The following is a 14,910-nucleotide window of genomic DNA, read 5'->3' as shown; positions in this document are numbered from 1 at the left end:
CGGCTGACGATGGATACCGCGCCGCCGACAGACCCACTCAAGACCGACACGCCGATCCGCGTGCCGGCGGCGGTGAAAGGATCGCTGTCGCGGCGCATGATCCTGATTGCGGCGGTGTGGATCGGCGTGCTGCTCAGCGGCGGCGGGTTCGCGCTCGATAGGGTGCTGTCGGCGGCGGTGACGCGCAATTTCGACGACCAGCTCGAATATGTGCTGCGCTCGCTGCTGAACTCGTCCGAGATCGGCCCCGACGGCGAAGTGATCTTCACCCGCGACGCCGCCGCCGATCAGCGTTTCGTCGAGCCCTATTCGGGTCTGTACTGGCAGGTGTCGGGCAAGGGGCACGAAGATTTTCCGTCGCGGTCGCTCTGGGACCGGCATCTGGCGTTCGGCGGGACGCATGACGATCGCAACGCGCATTTCTACGACAGCTCGCAATTCCCCGACGAGCAGCTGCGGATCGTCGAGCGCGACGCGGTCATCCCGGGATCTAAGGTGCATTGGCGGTTCCAGGTCGCGCAGAGCCGCGACGGGCTGAATGCACAGATCACCACTTTGCGGCGTACGCTCGTCCGCAGCTTCGCCTTGCTCGGGCTGGGGTTGATCGTACTGGCGGCGCTCCAGACGTTCTACGGTCTCTGGCCGTTGCGGCGGGTGCGCGAGGAGATCGCGCGGATGCGTGCGGGTCAGGCGAACCGCGTGTCGAGGGCGATGCCGGTCGAGGTCGCGCCGATGGTCGAGGAGCTGAACGCGCTGATTGAGCATAACGAACGCCAGGCGGAGGAGGCGCGGCGCCACGCCGGCAACCTCGCGCATGCGCTCAAGACGCCGCTGACGGTGATCATGAACGCCGCCACCGCGCAGTCCGACGACCTCGCCGACACGGTCATCCGCGAGGCGCGGACCATGCGGCGCCAGGTCGATCACCACCTCGCGCGGGCGCGGGCTGTCGGGCGTCGCGGGTCCGCGCACAGCCGTGCGGAGGTATGGCCGAGCCTGGAGTCGGTCGAGCGTGCGGTCGGGCGGCTGTACCGCCATGTGCGGATCGACGTGACCGGGCCACGCGGGTTGCAGGTCCATGTCGAGCGGCAGGATCTCGACGAGATGCTCGGCAATTTGATCGAGAACGCCGCGAAATACGGTGGCGGCAGCGTGTTCGTGACGGTCGGCGCGCAGGCGGGGTTCGTCGAGTTCCTGGTCGAGGACGACGGCGTCGGCATTCCTGAGGAGGAGCGGGTGCGCATCTTCGATCGCGGCGTGCGGTTGGATACGGGGAAGCCGGGGACGGGGCTTGGACTGGCGATCGTGCGCGACGTGGCGGAGATCTACGAGGGGACGGTTGCGCTCGAGGAGAGCGAGGACCTCGGTGGGTTGCTAGTAAGGCTGAGGTTGCCCGCGGCGAACTAAGCGGTACTAGAACCGACGCTTACCAACCGTCCGTCATCCTGACGAAAGTCAGGATCCAGGGTAACAAACGCGGCGCTATATGGCTCTGGATCCTGACTTTCGTCAGGATGACGGTGACGGTGACGGTGACTGGTGGCTACCCCCGCGAGCGAGCCTGCCGATACGTCCCCAGCACGCGCAGCCACTTCGAATGGAACCCCAGTTCCTCCAGCGCATGGTCGAGGTTCGCGTCGCCGGGCTTGCCCACCACATCCGCATAGAATTCCGTCGCGGAGAAGCTGCCGTTGCGCTGGTAGCTTTCGAGCTTGGTAATGTTCACCCCGTTGGTCGCGAACCCGCCGACCGCCTTGTAGAGCGCGGCGGGGACGTTCCGCACCTCGAAGATCAGCGTCGTCATCCATTCGCCGCCGGCCGGCTCCTGCGCCGCGGGCGGCTTGCCGCCGCGCGCAAGCACCACGAACCGAGTCGTGTTGTGGTCCGCATCGGCGATGTCGGTCGCGAGCAACTCCAACCCGTACAGTCCGGCCGCAGCAGGCGGCGCGAGCGCGGCGATTGCCGGATCGGCAAGCTCGGCGACCTTGGCGGCGGCGCCCGCGGTGTCGGGATAGCTCACCGGCTCGATCCCGTGCGCCTTCAGCCAGTGTCGGCACTGCCCGAGCGCCTGTGGATGGCTCATCGCCTGACGGATACCGTCGCGCGGCCCTGCGCCCATCAGCGCATGGCGGATCGGCAGGAAATGCTCGCCGGTAATGACCAGCCCCGATTCGGGGAGCAGGAAATGGATGTCGGCGACGCGGCCGTGGAGCGAGTTCTCGATCGGGATGATCGCGCAGTCGGCGCGGCCGTCCTTCACCGCGTCGATCGCGTCGGAGAAATCGAAGCAGGGCAGGGGCAGGCCGTCGGGAAACGCCTCGACCGCCGCGACGTGGCTGTTGGCGCCCGGCGCGCCCTGGAACGCGACCGCGCTCGCGGGGTCGGCGGCGGCGGCCTCGGTCATCCGCGCGACGATCGGGCGGGCGGGTGCGGCGAAGTTTTCCATGCGCTGGCCGATTAGAGAGCCGCTGCCCGCCATACAAGCGCGGCTTGCGGTGCGCGCCCGCGTTTTCTATGGCTATCCCAAACAGAACAGGGCGGATGCAAAAGATGGACAATCGGACCAATACGATCGCCGGCTGGGTGCTTGCAGGCTGTGGTGCGGCGCTCGGGTTGTCGATCGTCGGCGGGATGATGTTCCACGGCGAGCGCCCCGAGAAGATGGGCTATGCGATCGAGGGCGTCGTCGCCGAGGGCGGCGAGGGTGCCGCCGCCGAAGTGCCGATCGCCTCGCTGCTGCCGACCGCCGACGCCGCCAAGGGCGCCGAAGTGTTCAAGAAGTGCGCCGCCTGCCACACCATCAACCAGGGCGGCGCGAACGGCGTCGGCCCGAACCTGTACGGCACGGTCGGCGAGGAAATCGCCAAGGGCAAGGCCGGGTACGCCTTCTCGTCGGCGCTGGCCGGGGTCGGTGGCAAGTGGGACTTCGACAAGCTGAACGCGTGGCTGACCTCGCCGCGCAAGTTCGCGCCGGGGACGAAGATGACGTTTGCGGGGCTCGGTAATGCGCAGGATCGGGCTAACGTGATCCTGTATCTCAACCAGCAGGGTTCGAACCTGCCGTTGCCGGCGGCGCCTGCGGCTGGCGCTGCTCCGGCGGCTAAGGGTGCGGCGGCTAAGGATCAGCCGACGACGGCGAATGCGGCGGAAGCGGCGGCTACGAAGGGTGCGCCGACGGCGGACATCGCCAACACCGGAACGCCAGCCTCGGGTGCACCATCGGTCGATCCGGAAGCAGCCCGCAAGGGCGCTCGCTCGGAGAAGTAGGGCGACCAACTCCCTCTCCCCTGCGGGGAGAGGGTCGGGGTGAGGGGCAGCCAAGTAGTGCAGCGCCTGGAACAGCCCCTCACCCCAGCCCTCTCCCCGGAAGGGGGAGAGGGAGCAGAAGGGCGCTCCCCCCTGGGAAAGCTTAGCCCTCAGCGGCTTCCTTCTCCGCCCGCTCGCGGTAGAACGACTGCACCGCGTCCCACGCCTCGTCGGCGGTCTCGACGTAGCGGAAGATCCCGAGGTCCTTCTCGCTGACGACGCCTTCCTCGACCAGCGCGTCGAAGTTCACGACCCTCTCCCAGAACTGACGCCCGAACAGCAGCACCGGGATCGGCTGGATCTTGCCCGTCTGGATCAGCGTCAGCAGCTCGAACAGCTCGTCGAACGTCCCGAACCCACCCGGAAACGCAGCAAGCGCCCGCGCATGCAGCAGGAAGTGCATCTTCCTGAGCGCGAAATAGTGGAACTGCACGGACAGCGACGGCGTGACGTACGGGTTCGGCGCCTGCTCGTGCGGCAGGACGATGTTCAGCCCGATCGACTCGGCACCGACGTCGTCCGCGCCGCGGTTCGCCGCTTCCATGATCGACGGACCGCCTCCCGAGCACACCACGAACTGCCGCCAGCCACGCTCGTCGCGCGGCAGCACGCTGACCTTGGCGGCCAGCTCGCGCGCGACGTCGTAATATTTCGACTTCTCGACCAGCCGCTCGGCGATCTTCTTCGACTTGTCATCGGTGGCAAGCTTCAGCAAAGCCTGCGCCTTGGACGGCTCGGGAATGCGCGCGGAGCCGTAGAACACGAACGTCGAACCGATCTTGGCCTCGTCGAGGACGAGTTCGGTCTTCAGCAGTTCGAGCTGGAACCGCACCGGCCGCAGGTCTTCGCGCAACAGGAAATCCATGTCCTGGAAGGCGAGCCGGTAATGCGGGTGCTGCGTCTGGGGGGTGGAAACGGAGTCGCGGGCGGACTCGGCATCCTGGCTGGCGTTCGGAAAAACGCGCGATGGTACTCGTGTATCGGTCATTCAGGCGCGATTAGAGGAAACACGAGGGGAGGGCTAGAGCGGTGCGCTAGCGGCAGAAATTGGCGTGATCGTCTTCGAGATGGAGGTGGTTGCGGTGCGCGGCGTTGTAGTCGGGGCTGAGCACCGTGCCGAACCGCTTGCAGGCCGACGCGCGGATCGTCTGGAGGAATTGCCGGACCTGCGGGTCGGGCGAGCTCCAGTCGCTGAGCACGGTGATGCGCCGCCCGTCCTTCAGCACGAACCCGCCGATATCGATCGCGTTGGCGATTGCATGGCCCGAGCGGCGGGTGGGACCGCGCGTGGAGCCGACGACGTTGCGGCACGCATAGCTTCCCATGCTGTCGATCCGCGCGAGTTCGCTGCCCAGCATCTGATACGCGGCGGGCGCCACCGCGTTGCGCGTCCAGCCGATAAACGCGCGCGCCGCGCCGCAACGGACCGCGGTGAGGTTGGCGACGGGGACGCCGATGTCGACGAGCTTCACCGTGCCGTTGAGCCCGCAACCCGGCCCCGTTTCGCGGTCGGGCAGGACCTGGAACGACACGTGGAGTTCGCGCAGGTCGGCGAGACACTGCGCCGTTTCGCGGTTGCTCGGGACGGAGAGATTGGGGCGAGTCTTGGTCGGTGCCGTGGGGCGATCGGCGCGTCCGCATCCGGCTAAAGTCAGTGCGAGAGTCGCTACTACCACCCACTCCGTCATGCCGGGCCTGTTCCGGCATCCACTCATCGTCTTGTCCCCCATGCCTAAGGCCGTGAGGCACGGTGGGCCCCGGGACAAGCCCGGGGTGACGGAGCGAGTTTGGCGCACGGTAGGGCGAGTCCCGCCGCCGCGCGCTTGCAATCGAACGCGGTTGACACCCCCGCGAACGCCGTTAGGGCCGGCGACGGGCCACGCGGTCCCAACGCCGCGCGTGCTCTCTGTGAGGAGAGATACATGACTGATACGACCTACGCACCCGCTACAAATGCGCCTGCACTGCCCGCTACGAAGCCGGCACGTCCCTTTTTCAGCTCCGGTCCTTGCGCGAAACCTCCGGGTTGGTCCGCGGACAAGCTCGCCACCGATTCGCTCGGTCGCTCGCATCGCTCGAAGATCGGCAAGACCCGCCTCCAGTACAGCATCGACCTGATGCGCGAACTGCTGAAGCTCCCCGAAACGCACCGCATCGGCATCGTCCCCGGTTCCGACACCGGCGCGTACGAGATGACGATGTGGACGATGCTGGGCGCCAAGCCCGTCACCGCGCTCGCCTGGGAAAGCTTCGGCGAGGGCTGGGTCACCGATGCGGTCAAGCAGCTCAAGATCGACCCCACTGTCGTGCGCGCCGATTACGGTCAGCTGCCTCACCTCGACGCGGTCGACTGGTCGAACGACGTGCTGTTCACCTGGAACGGTACCACCAGCGGCGTGCGCGTGCCGAACGCGGACTGGATCCCGGACGACCGCGAAGGCCTCTCGTTCGCCGATGCGACCTCCGGAGTGTTCGCCTACGATATCGACTGGACGAAGATCGATGTAGCCACCTTCTCGTGGCAGAAGGTGCTCGGCGGCGAGGGCGCGCACGGTGTGCTGATCCTCGGGCCGCGCGCGGTCGAGCGGCTCGAAACGTACACCCCCGCCTGGCCGTTGCCGAAGGTGTTCCGCCTCGTTTCTAAGGGCAAGCTCACCGAGGGCGTGTTCAAGGGTGAGACGATCAACACGCCGTCGATGCTGGCTGTCGAGGATGCGATCTTCAGCCTCGAATGGGCGAAGTCGCTTGGCGAGGACGGCTTGATCAAGCGGTCGGATGCGAACGCCGCGGCTTTGGACAAGATCGTGGCGGAGCGTGATTGGCTGGGGCATCTGGCGGTCGATCCGGCGACGCGGTCGAAGACCAGCGTTTGCCTCACGGTCGAGGGAGCCGACGAGGCGTTGATCAAGGCGATGGCCTCGGCGCTCGAAAAGGCTGGCGCGGCGTATGACGTGGCGGGTTACCGCGACGCGCCTCCGGGCTTGCGGATCTGGTGCGGCGCGACCGTCGACACTGCCGATATCGAAGCGCTCGGCCCCTGGCTCGACTGGGCCTATGCGACCGCCAAGGCGGCTTAAATATTCTCGCTCCCTCTCCCCTCCGGGGAGAGGGCTGGGGTGAGGGGCTGCCACGCACGCCACCTCCCCGTACCACCCCTCACCCCGACCCTCTCCCCGGAGGGGAGAGGGAGAAGAAGGAAATCCCATGCCAAAAGTCCTTATCTCCGACAAAATGGATCCCCGCGCGGCGCAGATCTTCCGCGAGCGCGGGGTCGAGGTCGACGAGATCACCGGCAAGACGCCCGCCGAACTGATGGCGATGATCGGCGAGTATGACGGCCTCGCGATCCGCAGCTCGACCAAGGTGACCAAGGAAATCCTCGAGCACGCCACCAACCTCAAGGTCGTCGGCCGCGCCGGCATCGGCGTCGACAACGTCGATATCCCCGCCGCGTCGGCAAAGGGTGTGGTCGTGATGAACACGCCGTTCGGCAACTCGATCACCACCGCTGAGCACGCGATCGCGCTGATGTTCGCGCTCGCCCGCCAGTTGCCCGAGGCCGACGCATCGACGCAGTCCGGCAAGTGGGAGAAGAACCGGTTCATGGGCGTCGAGCTGACGTCGAAGACGCTCGGCCTGATCGGTGCGGGCAATATCGGCTCGATCGTCGCCGATCGCGCGCGTGGCCTGAAGATGAAGGTCGTCGCGTTCGATCCGTTCCTGACGCCCGAGCGCGCGATCGAGATCGGTGTCGAGAAGGTCACGCTCGACGAGTTGCTCGCGCGCGCCGACTTCATCACGCTGCACACGCCGCTGACCGACCAGACGCGCAACATCCTCTCGGCCGAGGCGCTCGCCAAGGCGAAGAAGGGGGTGCGGATCATCAACTGCGCGCGCGGCGGCCTGATCGACGAGGTCGCGCTGAAGGCGGCACTCGATTCGGGGCAGGTCGGCGGCGCCGCACTTGACGTGTTCGTCGAGGAGCCCGCCAAGGCATCGCCGCTGTTCAACACGCCGAACTTCGTCAGCACGCCGCATCTCGGCGCGTCGACCACCGAGGCGCAGGTCAATGTCGCGATCCAGGTCGCCGAGCAGATGGCTGATTTCCTGATGTCGGGCGGCGTCACGAATGCGCTCAACATGCCGTCGCTATCGGCCGAGGAAGCGCCGAAGCTGAAGCCGTACATGGCGTTGGCGGAGAAGCTGGGGTCGCTGGTCGGGCAGCTGACGACCGGCGCGGTGTCGCGGATTTCGGTGCATACCGAAGGCGCCGCGGCCGATCTGAACGCGAAGCCGATCGTGAGCGCGGTGCTCGCCGGCTATCTCCAGACGCAGACCGCAACGGTCAACATGGTCAACGCGCCGGTGCTGGCGCGCGAGCGTGGCCTCGAGGTCCGCGAAGTGCGTACCGAGCGTGAGGCGGATTACCACACGCTGCTGCGCGTTGCGGTAAAGACCGAGGATGGCGAGCGGTCTGTGGCCGGCACGCTGTTCGGCGATTCGGCGCCGCGTCTGGTCGAACTGCTGGGGATCAAGATCGAGGCCGATCTGGCGGGGCCGATGCTGTACGTCGTCAACGAGGATGCGCCGGGGTTCATCGGGCGTCTCGGGACGGCGTTGGGCGAGGCTGGGGTGAATATCGGAACGTTCCATCTGGGTCGTCGTTCGGCGGGCGGCGAGGCGGTGCTGCTGCTCTCGGTCGACGAAGCCGTGACGCCCGATCTGCTCACCAAGGTCCGCGCGCTCCCCGGCGTGAAGACCGCAATGGGCCTCAACTTCTAACCCTGCTACGCTCTTCTAAAGCCCTCTCCCCTCCGGGGAGAGGGTTGGGTGAGGGGTAGTTGGGATGGGCATCGCTCGCGGCGCCCCTCACCCCGGCCCTCTCCCCGGAGGGGAGAGGGAGCAGTGAAGGTCGACGACCTACTTCTCGATCGCGCCAAGCGGATGCGGCGGCAGCCTACTCCTGCGGAGGCTAAGCTCTGGCGCCACCTCCGTGACCGGCAGATCGCCGACACCAAATTCACCCGCCAATTCATCATCGGCCCCTACATCGCCGACTTCGCCGCACGAGACGCAAAACTCGTCATCGAGGTTGACGGCGATACGCATAGTGACCAAGCGCGCGACGCAAGCCGAACGGATTGGCTCCAACGACAGGGATATCGCGTGATACGGTTCAGCAACGCCGACATCATGTCCGGGATGGACGGAGTCTGGCACGTTATATCTACTGCGCTCGTGGCAGCCCCTCACCCCGGCCCTCTCCCCGCAGGGGTGAGGGAGCAGTGACTGCTTTGCTGCCCGAAGGTTTCCGAGACCGCCTCCCCCCGTTCGCCGATTCGGCGGCGGCGCTGGAAGCTCGCGTGCTCGAAGCAGCCCGTCTCCACGGCTATGAGCGCGTCGATCCGCCGCTCGCCGAATTCGCCGACGGTCTGGAAATGCGCCTCAAAGCCGGCGGGCTGCACGACGCGGTGCGCTTCGTCGATCCGGTGTCGCAGCGCACGCTGGCGATCCGGCCGGACATCACCGCACAGGTCGCGCGGATCGCGGCCACGCGGATGGGGCATCACCCTCGGCCGGTCCGGCTTAGCTATGCCGGCTCCGTCCTGAAACTACGCGCGTCGCAGCTCGCGCCAGCGCGTGAGACCCGGCAGATTGGTTGCGAGCTGATCGGCTTGGACTCGGTTGCCGCCGCGCAGGAACTCGTCGCAGTGGCAGTCGATATGATCGCCGCCGCGGACGTTACCGGTGCGTCCATCGACTTCACGCTGCCTGATCTGGTGCCGACGCTCGCCGCCGGACCTCTTCCCGTCGCGAATGATCTGGTCGCAACCTTGCGCGATCGGCTCGACGCGAAGGACGCCGGTGCCGTCGCTGCGCTCGCCCCCGCTTATCTCCCGCTGATCGAAGCCGCCGGGCCGTTCGACCAGGCGATGGACCGCCTCCGCGCCTTCGACACCACCGGTGCACTCGCCTCCCGCCTCGACGGCCTCGCGCGCATCGCCGAAGCACTCGACGGCCGCGTTGCGCTGACGCTCGACCCGACCGAGCGGCACGGCTTCGAGTACCAGACCTGGCTCGGCTTCTCGCTCTTCGCTGACGGCAGCGCGCGTGAAGTCGGCCGCGGTGGCACCTACACCGTCGTCCATGAAACCGGCGCCGAGGAAGCCGCGACGGGCTTCTCGCTGTTCGCCGACGCACTGGTCGAGCGCGTCGCCACGGTAGACCGCCGCCGCCTCTTCCTCTCGTTCGGCACGCCAGCCAGCGAAGGTGCAGCAATGCGCGCGCAAGGCTGGGTCACGGTCGCCGCTCTGGACGCTGGCGACACCCCCGAAGCACAAGTCTGCACGCATCTATGGGTAGCAGGCGAGCCCCGCGCGCTGTAGGCGCTGCGCGTAATCCTCAGGAGATAGAGTTTGGCCAACGTAGCAGTCATCGGCGCGCAATGGGGCGACGAAGGCAAGGGCAAGATCGTCGACTGGCTCGCCGAGCGTGCCGACATGGTCGTGCGGTTCCAGGGCGGGCACAATGCCGGCCACACGCTGGTCGTCGGCGACAACGTGTACAAATTGTCGCTGCTGCCGTCGGGCATCGTCCGCGGCACGCCGTCGTTCATCGGCAATGGCGTGGTGCTCGATCCCTGGGCGCTGAAGGACGAGATTGCTCGGCTTGGTGCGCAGGGCGTCGTCGCGACCCCGGAGACGCTGCGGATTGCCGATACCTGCGCGCTGATCCTGCCGTTCCACCGCGATCTCGACGGTCTGCGCGAGGATGCGAGTGGCGCTGGCAAGATCGGCACGACCCGCCGCGGTATCGGCCCCGCGTATGAGGACAAGGTCGGCCGCCGTGCGATCCGCGTGTGCGATCTCGCGCATCTCGACGATCTCGGACCGCAGCTCGATCGCCTCACCGCGCATCACGACGCGCTGCGTGCCGGCTTCGGCGAGCCGCCGATCGATCGCGCCCGCCTGATCGCCGAATTGCGCGAGATTGCCGGCTTCGTGCTGCCGTTCGCCAAGCCTGTCTGGCGCGATCTCAACGCCGCGCGCTCGGCCGGCAAGCGCATCCTGTTCGAGGGCGCGCAGGGCGTGCTGCTCGACGTCGACCACGGTACGTATCCGTTCGTCACTTCTTCCAACACCATCGCAGGCGCTGCGGCTGGTGGTTCGGGTCTCGGGCCGTCCGCGGTCGGCTTCGTGCTCGGGATTGCCAAGGCGTACACGACGCGCGTCGGCTCCGGGCCTTTCCCTACCGAGCTCGAGAACGAGACCGGCGAACGCCTCGGCGTCCGTGGCCATGAGTTTGGCACCGTCACCGGGCGGAAACGTCGCTGCGGCTGGTTCGACGCGGTGCTGGTGCGCCAGGCGGCGGCGGTTGGCGGCATCACCGGGATCGCGCTGACCAAGATCGACGTGCTCGACGGGTTCGAGACCGTATCGATCTGTACCGGCTACAGCTTGCGCGGCGAGACGCTCGATTATTTCCCGGCGCACGCGGCGGACCAAGCGCTGGTCGAGCCGATCTACGAGACGATGGAAGGCTGGCAGGAAACGACTGCGGGTGCGCGTAGCTGGGCCGACCTCCCCGCGCAGGCGATCAAGTACATCCGCCGGATCGAGGAGCTGATCCGCTGTCCGGTGACTTTGGTGTCGACCAGCCCGCAGCGTGCCGACACGATCCTCGTCCGCGATCCGTTCTCGGACTGAGCGGACACTAAAAAGCCGGGCGATCGCTCGCCCGGCTTTTCATTTACCGTGGTGGTGATGGATCAGCGCGGCGTCGTCGTGCCGGTCGTCCCGCCCGTGGTCGAACCCATCGTGCCGGTGGTCGTGCCACCCATCGTGCCCGTGGTACCGGTCGTGTCACCCATCGTGCCGGTGGTGCCCGTCGTACCAGTCGTACCACCCATCGTGCTGCCGGTCGTGCCCGACATCGTGCTGCCCGTCGTGCCGGTACCGCTCATGGTGCCCGACGTCGTACCGCGCGTACGGCTACGCGCCTTGGTGCCACGCTGGGTGCGCGTCGTCGTGGTCGATTGGGCGCTGGTCGAGGGGGTGGCCTGATCCATCGTGCCGGTGGACATGCCGCCGGTCGTGCTGGCTGCGGTCGAACCGCCCATGGTACCGCCGCTCATCGTGCCACCCGTGGTGCCGCCCATCGAACCGCCGGTGCCCGTCTGTGCCAGTGCCACGCCTGGAATGATCAGCGCTGCCGCTGCGATCGAAGTCAGAATACGCATTTCGCTCTCCTATGTTATTGAAGAGCAAGCGCTTCAGTCCTGCATAGGTTCCGACGTCAGCCGCACTGTCCCCGATGCAGGAGCGCCTGGTCGGCGAGCACTAGCGCCACCATCGCCTCGACCACGGGGACTCCGCGGATGCCCACGCACGGGTCGTGACGCCCCTTGGTGGCGATCGTCGCGGTCTCGCCGGTCGGGCTGATCGTCTCGACCGGGGTGAGGATCGAGCTGGTCGGCTTGAACGCGACGCGTAGGCGGATCGGCTGACCGGTCGCGATCCCGCCGGCGATGCCGCCTGCATGGTTGGCGAGGAACTCTGGACCATCGGGCCCCGGCCGCATCGGATCAGCGTTCGCCTCGCCCGACAGCGCGGCGGCAGCGAACCCGTCGCCGATCTCAATGCCCTTGACCGCGTTGATACTCATGCAGGCGGAGGCGAGTTCGGAATCGAGCTTGGCGTAGAGCGGCGCGCCCCAGCCTGCCGGCACGCCGGTCGCCTCGCAGGCGATCACGGCCCCGAGCGACGAGCCCGATTTCCGCGCCGCGTCGACGAGCGCTTCCCAGCGGAGCGCTGCCGCGGCATCGGGGCAGAAGAACGGATTCTGGTCGATTTGCGCGTCGTCGAAGTTCGCATGGTCGATCGCATCGCCGCCGATCGCCTCGACCCACCCGCGGACGCGGACCTGCGGGACGACGAGCCGCGCTACCGCACCGGCCGCGACCCGCGCTGCCGTCTCCCGAGCGGAAGAGCGCCCACCACCGCGGAAATCGCGGAACCCGTATTTCGCGTCATAGGCATAGTCGGCGTGGCCGGGGCGATAGGCCTTGGCGACGTCGGAATAATCTTTCGAGCGCTGGTCGACATTCTCGATCATCAGGCTGATCGGCGTGCCTGTGGTGCGCCCCTCGAATACGCCCGAGAGAATACGAACCGCGTCCGGCTCGCGCCGCTGCGTCGTGAAGCGCGAAGTGCCGGGGCGGCGTTTGTCGAGCCAGGGCTGGATGTCCGCTTCGGTCAGCGGAATGCCAGGAGGGCACCCGTCGACGATCGCCCCCAGCGCAGGCCCATGCGACTCGCCCCAGGTGGTGAAGCGGAACAGCCGTCCAAATGTGTTGAAGCTCACTTGCCCCTCTCCCCGACGGGGAGAGGGAGGGGCCCGTGCGAAGCATGGGAGGGTGAGGGCACGCACGTCAGCCCATCGAGGATCACGGCGAGCACGCCGTCCATCCGCTGCATCACGTCGTTGTTCCAGACACGGATCACACGATATCCCTTGGTCGCGAGAAAGGCGGTTCTATCGTCGTCATAGGCGACGTCCTCGATATGTTGGCTGCCATCTACCTCGACAACAAGCATCGCGTCCATGCAGAGGAAGTCGGCGATGAAGGGCCCGATCCATACTTGGCGGCGGAACTTGAAGTTGCCGAGACGACGACTGCGGAGGCGATACCAAAGCCCGTCTTCTGCTTCGGTCGCATCGCGACGTAGCTCTCGGGCTCGGTTCAGTGCTTCGGTGCCGTCGTGTTGCCTCACCTTGCCCTCACCCTCCCATGCTTCGCATGGGCCCCTCCCTCTCCCCGTAGGGGGAGAGGGGTTATACCAGCGCGATATCGGGGGCGTCTTCGGCCTTCATGCCGATCACATTGTAGCCGGCATCGACGTGGTGCGTCTCGCCGGTCACGCCCGAGGCAAGGTCGCTCAGCAGGTACAGCCCAGCGCCGCCGACGTCGTCGATCGTCACGTTGCGCTTGAGCGGCGAGTTCAGCTCGTTCCACTTCAAAATCAGGCGGAAATCGCCAATCCCGCTCGCTGCCAGCGTCTTGATCGGACCCGCCGAAATCGCATTCACGCGGATATTGTCGCGGCCGAGATCGACCGCCAGATACTGCACGCTCGTCTCCAGCGCCGCCTTCGCGACCCCCATCACGTTGTAATGCGGAATGACCTTCTCCGCGCCGTAATAGCTGAGCGTCAGCATCGCGCCGCCTTCAGTCATCATCTTGGCCGCACGCTGCGCCACCGCGACGAACGAATAGACCGAGATGTTCATCGTCATCAGGAAATTATCGAGGCTGGTGTCGACGAACCGACCGCGCAGCTCGTTCTTGTCCGAAAAGCCGATCGCGTGGACGACGAAGTCGATCGTCGGCCATTCCTCGGCGAGCTTGTCGAAGGTCGCATCGAGCGCACCCATGTCCGATACGTCGCAATCGAACAGCCGCGCCACGCCCAATTGCTCGGCGAGCGGGCGGACGCGCTTCTCCATCGTCTCGCCCTGGTAGCTGAACGCGAGGTCCGCACCCGCTTCGGACAGCTTCTTGGCGATCCCCCAGGCCAGCGACTTGTCGTTCGCCAAGCCCATGATCAGCCCACGCTTGCCCGCCATCAAACCGTTCACGCCGTCCCCGCCTATACCTGCATATCCGTAGCAGGCTGCTCTAGCGTTGTTTCGGGTGGTTCCGCCAGTGCCGCGTTCAGATGCGCACCGAATACGAGCCCGAGCCCGATGACATAGAAAAACAACAGCATGATGACGACACCCGCCAGGCTGCCATAGGTGAGGTCGTAACCACCGAGCCGCGACAGGATCACCGGCAGCAACGCGGTCGCGCTGACCCACCAGGCGGTGGTGAACAGCGCACCCGGCCATTTGCGGCATTTCGAGTAGCGATAGCGCGACGGCGTCACCGAATAGAACAGCAGGTACAGCGCACCGAACATCAGCAGGCCAGGGATAAGACGAGAGAGCCCGACCCAGCCGGCGGCGTCCTGCGCGAAGGGGACGAGGCGGTAGATGAACTGCTCAGCCGCGGTCAGGATACCCTGGACCAGGAACGACAATAGCGCGATTACCACCGACAGGATGATCACCGCGGACGAGCCAAGCCGCGATTTCCAGAACGGCGCGGTCGCCTTGATCCCGTAGGCGCGGTGGAAGATATCGCGGATCGTCTCGACGAAGCTGCCGACCGTCCACAACCCGACGAGCGCACCAAGCCACAGCAGCGACCCGGTCCGCGCGGCGAGCACGTCAGCGATCGGCTTGCGCAACAGGTCGCCGACGTTGGGCGGCAGGACGTTTAGGAACGACTCGACCGCGCGCAAAGTCTCGACGCTCTGCCCGAAGATCGACAGGATCGCCGCCGCGACGATGAAGAACGGAAACACCGTCATCAACGCGAGATAGGCGAGGTTACCCGCATGGATGAAGCCGTCGTTGAAGACGCCGACGGCTGCACGTTTGAAAACTTCGAACGCGTAACTGCCCGGCCTGACCTTCGCCATGCCGCGGGTGAGACGGGCGCGCGTCGCACCATGATCATGCGCGCGCGCTTCGGGCGTTAGGGTATTATCATTCACAAGG

The 14,910-nt window shown here is 66.5% G+C and carries 15 protein-coding genes; 7 read left to right on the top strand and 8 right to left on the bottom strand.

Features of this window, described 5'->3' with window-relative positions; all coding sequences use genetic code 11:
* Positions 1-96 precede the first annotated feature (96 nt).
* Positions 97-1,407, top strand: coding sequence for a HAMP domain-containing sensor histidine kinase (locus C8J47_RS10475; protein ID WP_056055981.1), 1,311 nt, complete (start codon positions 97-99; stop codon positions 1,405-1,407).
* A gap of 136 nt (positions 1,408-1,543) precedes the next feature.
* Here the strand turns inward: C8J47_RS10475 and C8J47_RS10470 are convergent, their stop codons facing one another.
* On the bottom strand, positions 1,544-2,446 hold the full coding sequence (locus tag C8J47_RS10470; RefSeq protein ID WP_121885611.1) for a prephenate dehydratase: 903 nt from the start codon (positions 2,444-2,446) through the stop codon (positions 1,544-1,546).
* Positions 2,447-2,550: 104 nt separating this feature from the next.
* On the opposite strand from C8J47_RS10470, the gene C8J47_RS10465 reads away from it, so the two are divergent.
* Positions 2,551-3,267, top strand: coding sequence for a cytochrome c family protein (locus tag C8J47_RS10465; RefSeq protein WP_121885853.1), 717 nt, complete (start codon positions 2,551-2,553; stop codon positions 3,265-3,267).
* A gap of 142 nt (positions 3,268-3,409) precedes the next feature.
* Here the strand turns inward: C8J47_RS10465 and C8J47_RS10460 are convergent, their stop codons facing one another.
* On the bottom strand, positions 3,410-4,294 hold the full coding sequence (locus C8J47_RS10460; protein WP_121885610.1) for a TIGR00730 family Rossman fold protein: 885 nt from the start codon (positions 4,292-4,294) through the stop codon (positions 3,410-3,412).
* 46 nt (positions 4,295-4,340) lie between these two features.
* Complete coding sequence (locus C8J47_RS10455; RefSeq protein ID WP_121885609.1) at positions 4,341-4,994, bottom strand: extensin family protein; 654 nt, start codon at positions 4,992-4,994, stop codon at positions 4,341-4,343.
* Positions 4,995-5,228: 234 nt separating this feature from the next.
* Here C8J47_RS10455 and C8J47_RS10450 point away from each other — a divergent pair, with 234 nt between their 5' ends.
* The 5 genes from C8J47_RS10450 (at position 5,229) to C8J47_RS10430 (ending at position 11,012) form a co-directional block, all read left to right on the top strand.
* Positions 5,229-6,383, top strand: coding sequence for a phosphoserine transaminase (locus tag C8J47_RS10450; RefSeq protein ID WP_121885608.1), 1,155 nt, complete (start codon positions 5,229-5,231; stop codon positions 6,381-6,383).
* 127 nt (positions 6,384-6,510) lie between these two features.
* On the top strand, positions 6,511-8,088 hold the full coding sequence (serA, locus tag C8J47_RS10445; RefSeq protein ID WP_121885607.1) for a phosphoglycerate dehydrogenase: 1,578 nt from the start codon (positions 6,511-6,513) through the stop codon (positions 8,086-8,088).
* A gap of 123 nt (positions 8,089-8,211) precedes the next feature.
* The gene (locus C8J47_RS10440) at positions 8,212-8,595 is read left to right on the top strand and encodes an endonuclease domain-containing protein (RefSeq protein WP_259467479.1); all 384 of its coding nucleotides are present in this window, start codon (positions 8,212-8,214) and stop codon (positions 8,593-8,595) included.
* On the top strand, positions 8,592-9,692 hold the full coding sequence (locus tag C8J47_RS10435; protein ID WP_121885605.1) for an ATP phosphoribosyltransferase regulatory subunit: 1,101 nt from the start codon (positions 8,592-8,594) through the stop codon (positions 9,690-9,692). The genes C8J47_RS10440 and C8J47_RS10435 overlap by 4 nt, the downstream gene beginning before the upstream one ends.
* A gap of 30 nt (positions 9,693-9,722) precedes the next feature.
* Entirely contained in the window at positions 9,723-11,012 is a 1,290-nt protein-coding gene (locus C8J47_RS10430) for an adenylosuccinate synthase (protein ID WP_121885604.1), read from the top strand.
* A 62-nt stretch (positions 11,013-11,074) separates the two neighbouring features.
* On the opposite strand, the gene C8J47_RS10425 is transcribed toward C8J47_RS10430, so the two are convergent.
* The 5 genes from C8J47_RS10425 to C8J47_RS10405 form a co-directional block, all read right to left on the bottom strand.
* Positions 11,075-11,545: a hypothetical protein gene (locus C8J47_RS10425; protein ID WP_121885603.1), complete on the bottom strand. Its 471-nt coding sequence runs from the start codon at positions 11,543-11,545 to the stop codon at positions 11,075-11,077.
* Between the two features lie 56 nt (positions 11,546-11,601).
* Positions 11,602-12,669 carry a chorismate synthase gene (aroC, locus tag C8J47_RS10420; RefSeq protein WP_121885602.1) on the bottom strand — a complete coding sequence of 356 codons (1,068 nt, stop codon included), beginning with the start codon at positions 12,667-12,669 and terminating at the stop codon, positions 11,602-11,604.
* Positions 12,666-13,079: an endonuclease domain-containing protein gene (locus C8J47_RS10415; protein WP_121885601.1), complete on the bottom strand. Its 414-nt coding sequence runs from the start codon at positions 13,077-13,079 to the stop codon at positions 12,666-12,668. Before C8J47_RS10415 ends, aroC begins: the two co-directional genes overlap by 4 nt.
* Positions 13,080-13,140: 61 nt before the next feature.
* A complete protein-coding gene (gene fabI, locus C8J47_RS10410; protein WP_183129089.1) occupies positions 13,141-13,932 on the bottom strand; it encodes an enoyl-ACP reductase FabI in 792 nt (263 codons plus the stop codon).
* A 23-nt stretch (positions 13,933-13,955) separates the two neighbouring features.
* Complete coding sequence (locus tag C8J47_RS10405; RefSeq protein WP_231420838.1) at positions 13,956-14,831, bottom strand: YihY/virulence factor BrkB family protein; 876 nt, start codon at positions 14,829-14,831, stop codon at positions 13,956-13,958.
* Positions 14,832-14,910 lie beyond the last annotated feature (79 nt).

Origin of the sequence: Sphingomonas sp. PP-F2F-G114-C0414, from assembly GCF_003688595.1 — a bacterium.
Classification (GTDB): domain Bacteria; phylum Pseudomonadota; class Alphaproteobacteria; order Sphingomonadales; family Sphingomonadaceae; genus Sphingomonas.
The sequence above is the reverse complement of the archived record's forward strand: the minus strand, read 5'-3'. Positions and strand labels throughout refer to the sequence as shown.

Coding starts and splice junctions, on each gene's coding strand:
- C8J47_RS10475 (WP_056055981.1), top strand. CDS start 97: ATGATCCTGATTGCGGCGGTGTGGATCGGCGTGCTGCTCAGCGGCGGC.
- C8J47_RS10470 (WP_121885611.1), bottom strand. CDS start 2,446: ATGGAAAACTTCGCCGCACCCGCCCGCCCGATCGTCGCGCGGATGACC.
- C8J47_RS10465 (WP_121885853.1), top strand. CDS start 2,551: ATGGACAATCGGACCAATACGATCGCCGGCTGGGTGCTTGCAGGCTGT.
- C8J47_RS10460 (WP_121885610.1), bottom strand. CDS start 4,294: ATGACCGATACACGAGTACCATCGCGCGTTTTTCCGAACGCCAGCCAG.
- C8J47_RS10455 (WP_121885609.1), bottom strand. CDS start 4,994: ATGACGGAGTGGGTGGTAGTAGCGACTCTCGCACTGACTTTAGCCGGA.
- C8J47_RS10450 (WP_121885608.1), top strand. CDS start 5,229: ATGACTGATACGACCTACGCACCCGCTACAAATGCGCCTGCACTGCCC.
- serA (WP_121885607.1), top strand. CDS start 6,511: ATGCCAAAAGTCCTTATCTCCGACAAAATGGATCCCCGCGCGGCGCAG.
- C8J47_RS10425 (WP_121885603.1), bottom strand. CDS start 11,545: ATGCGTATTCTGACTTCGATCGCAGCGGCAGCGCTGATCATTCCAGGC.
- fabI (WP_183129089.1), bottom strand. CDS start 13,932: ATGGCGGGCAAGCGTGGGCTGATCATGGGCTTGGCGAACGACAAGTCG.
- C8J47_RS10405 (WP_231420838.1), bottom strand. CDS start 14,831: ATGGCGAAGGTCAGGCCGGGCAGTTACGCGTTCGAAGTTTTCAAACGT.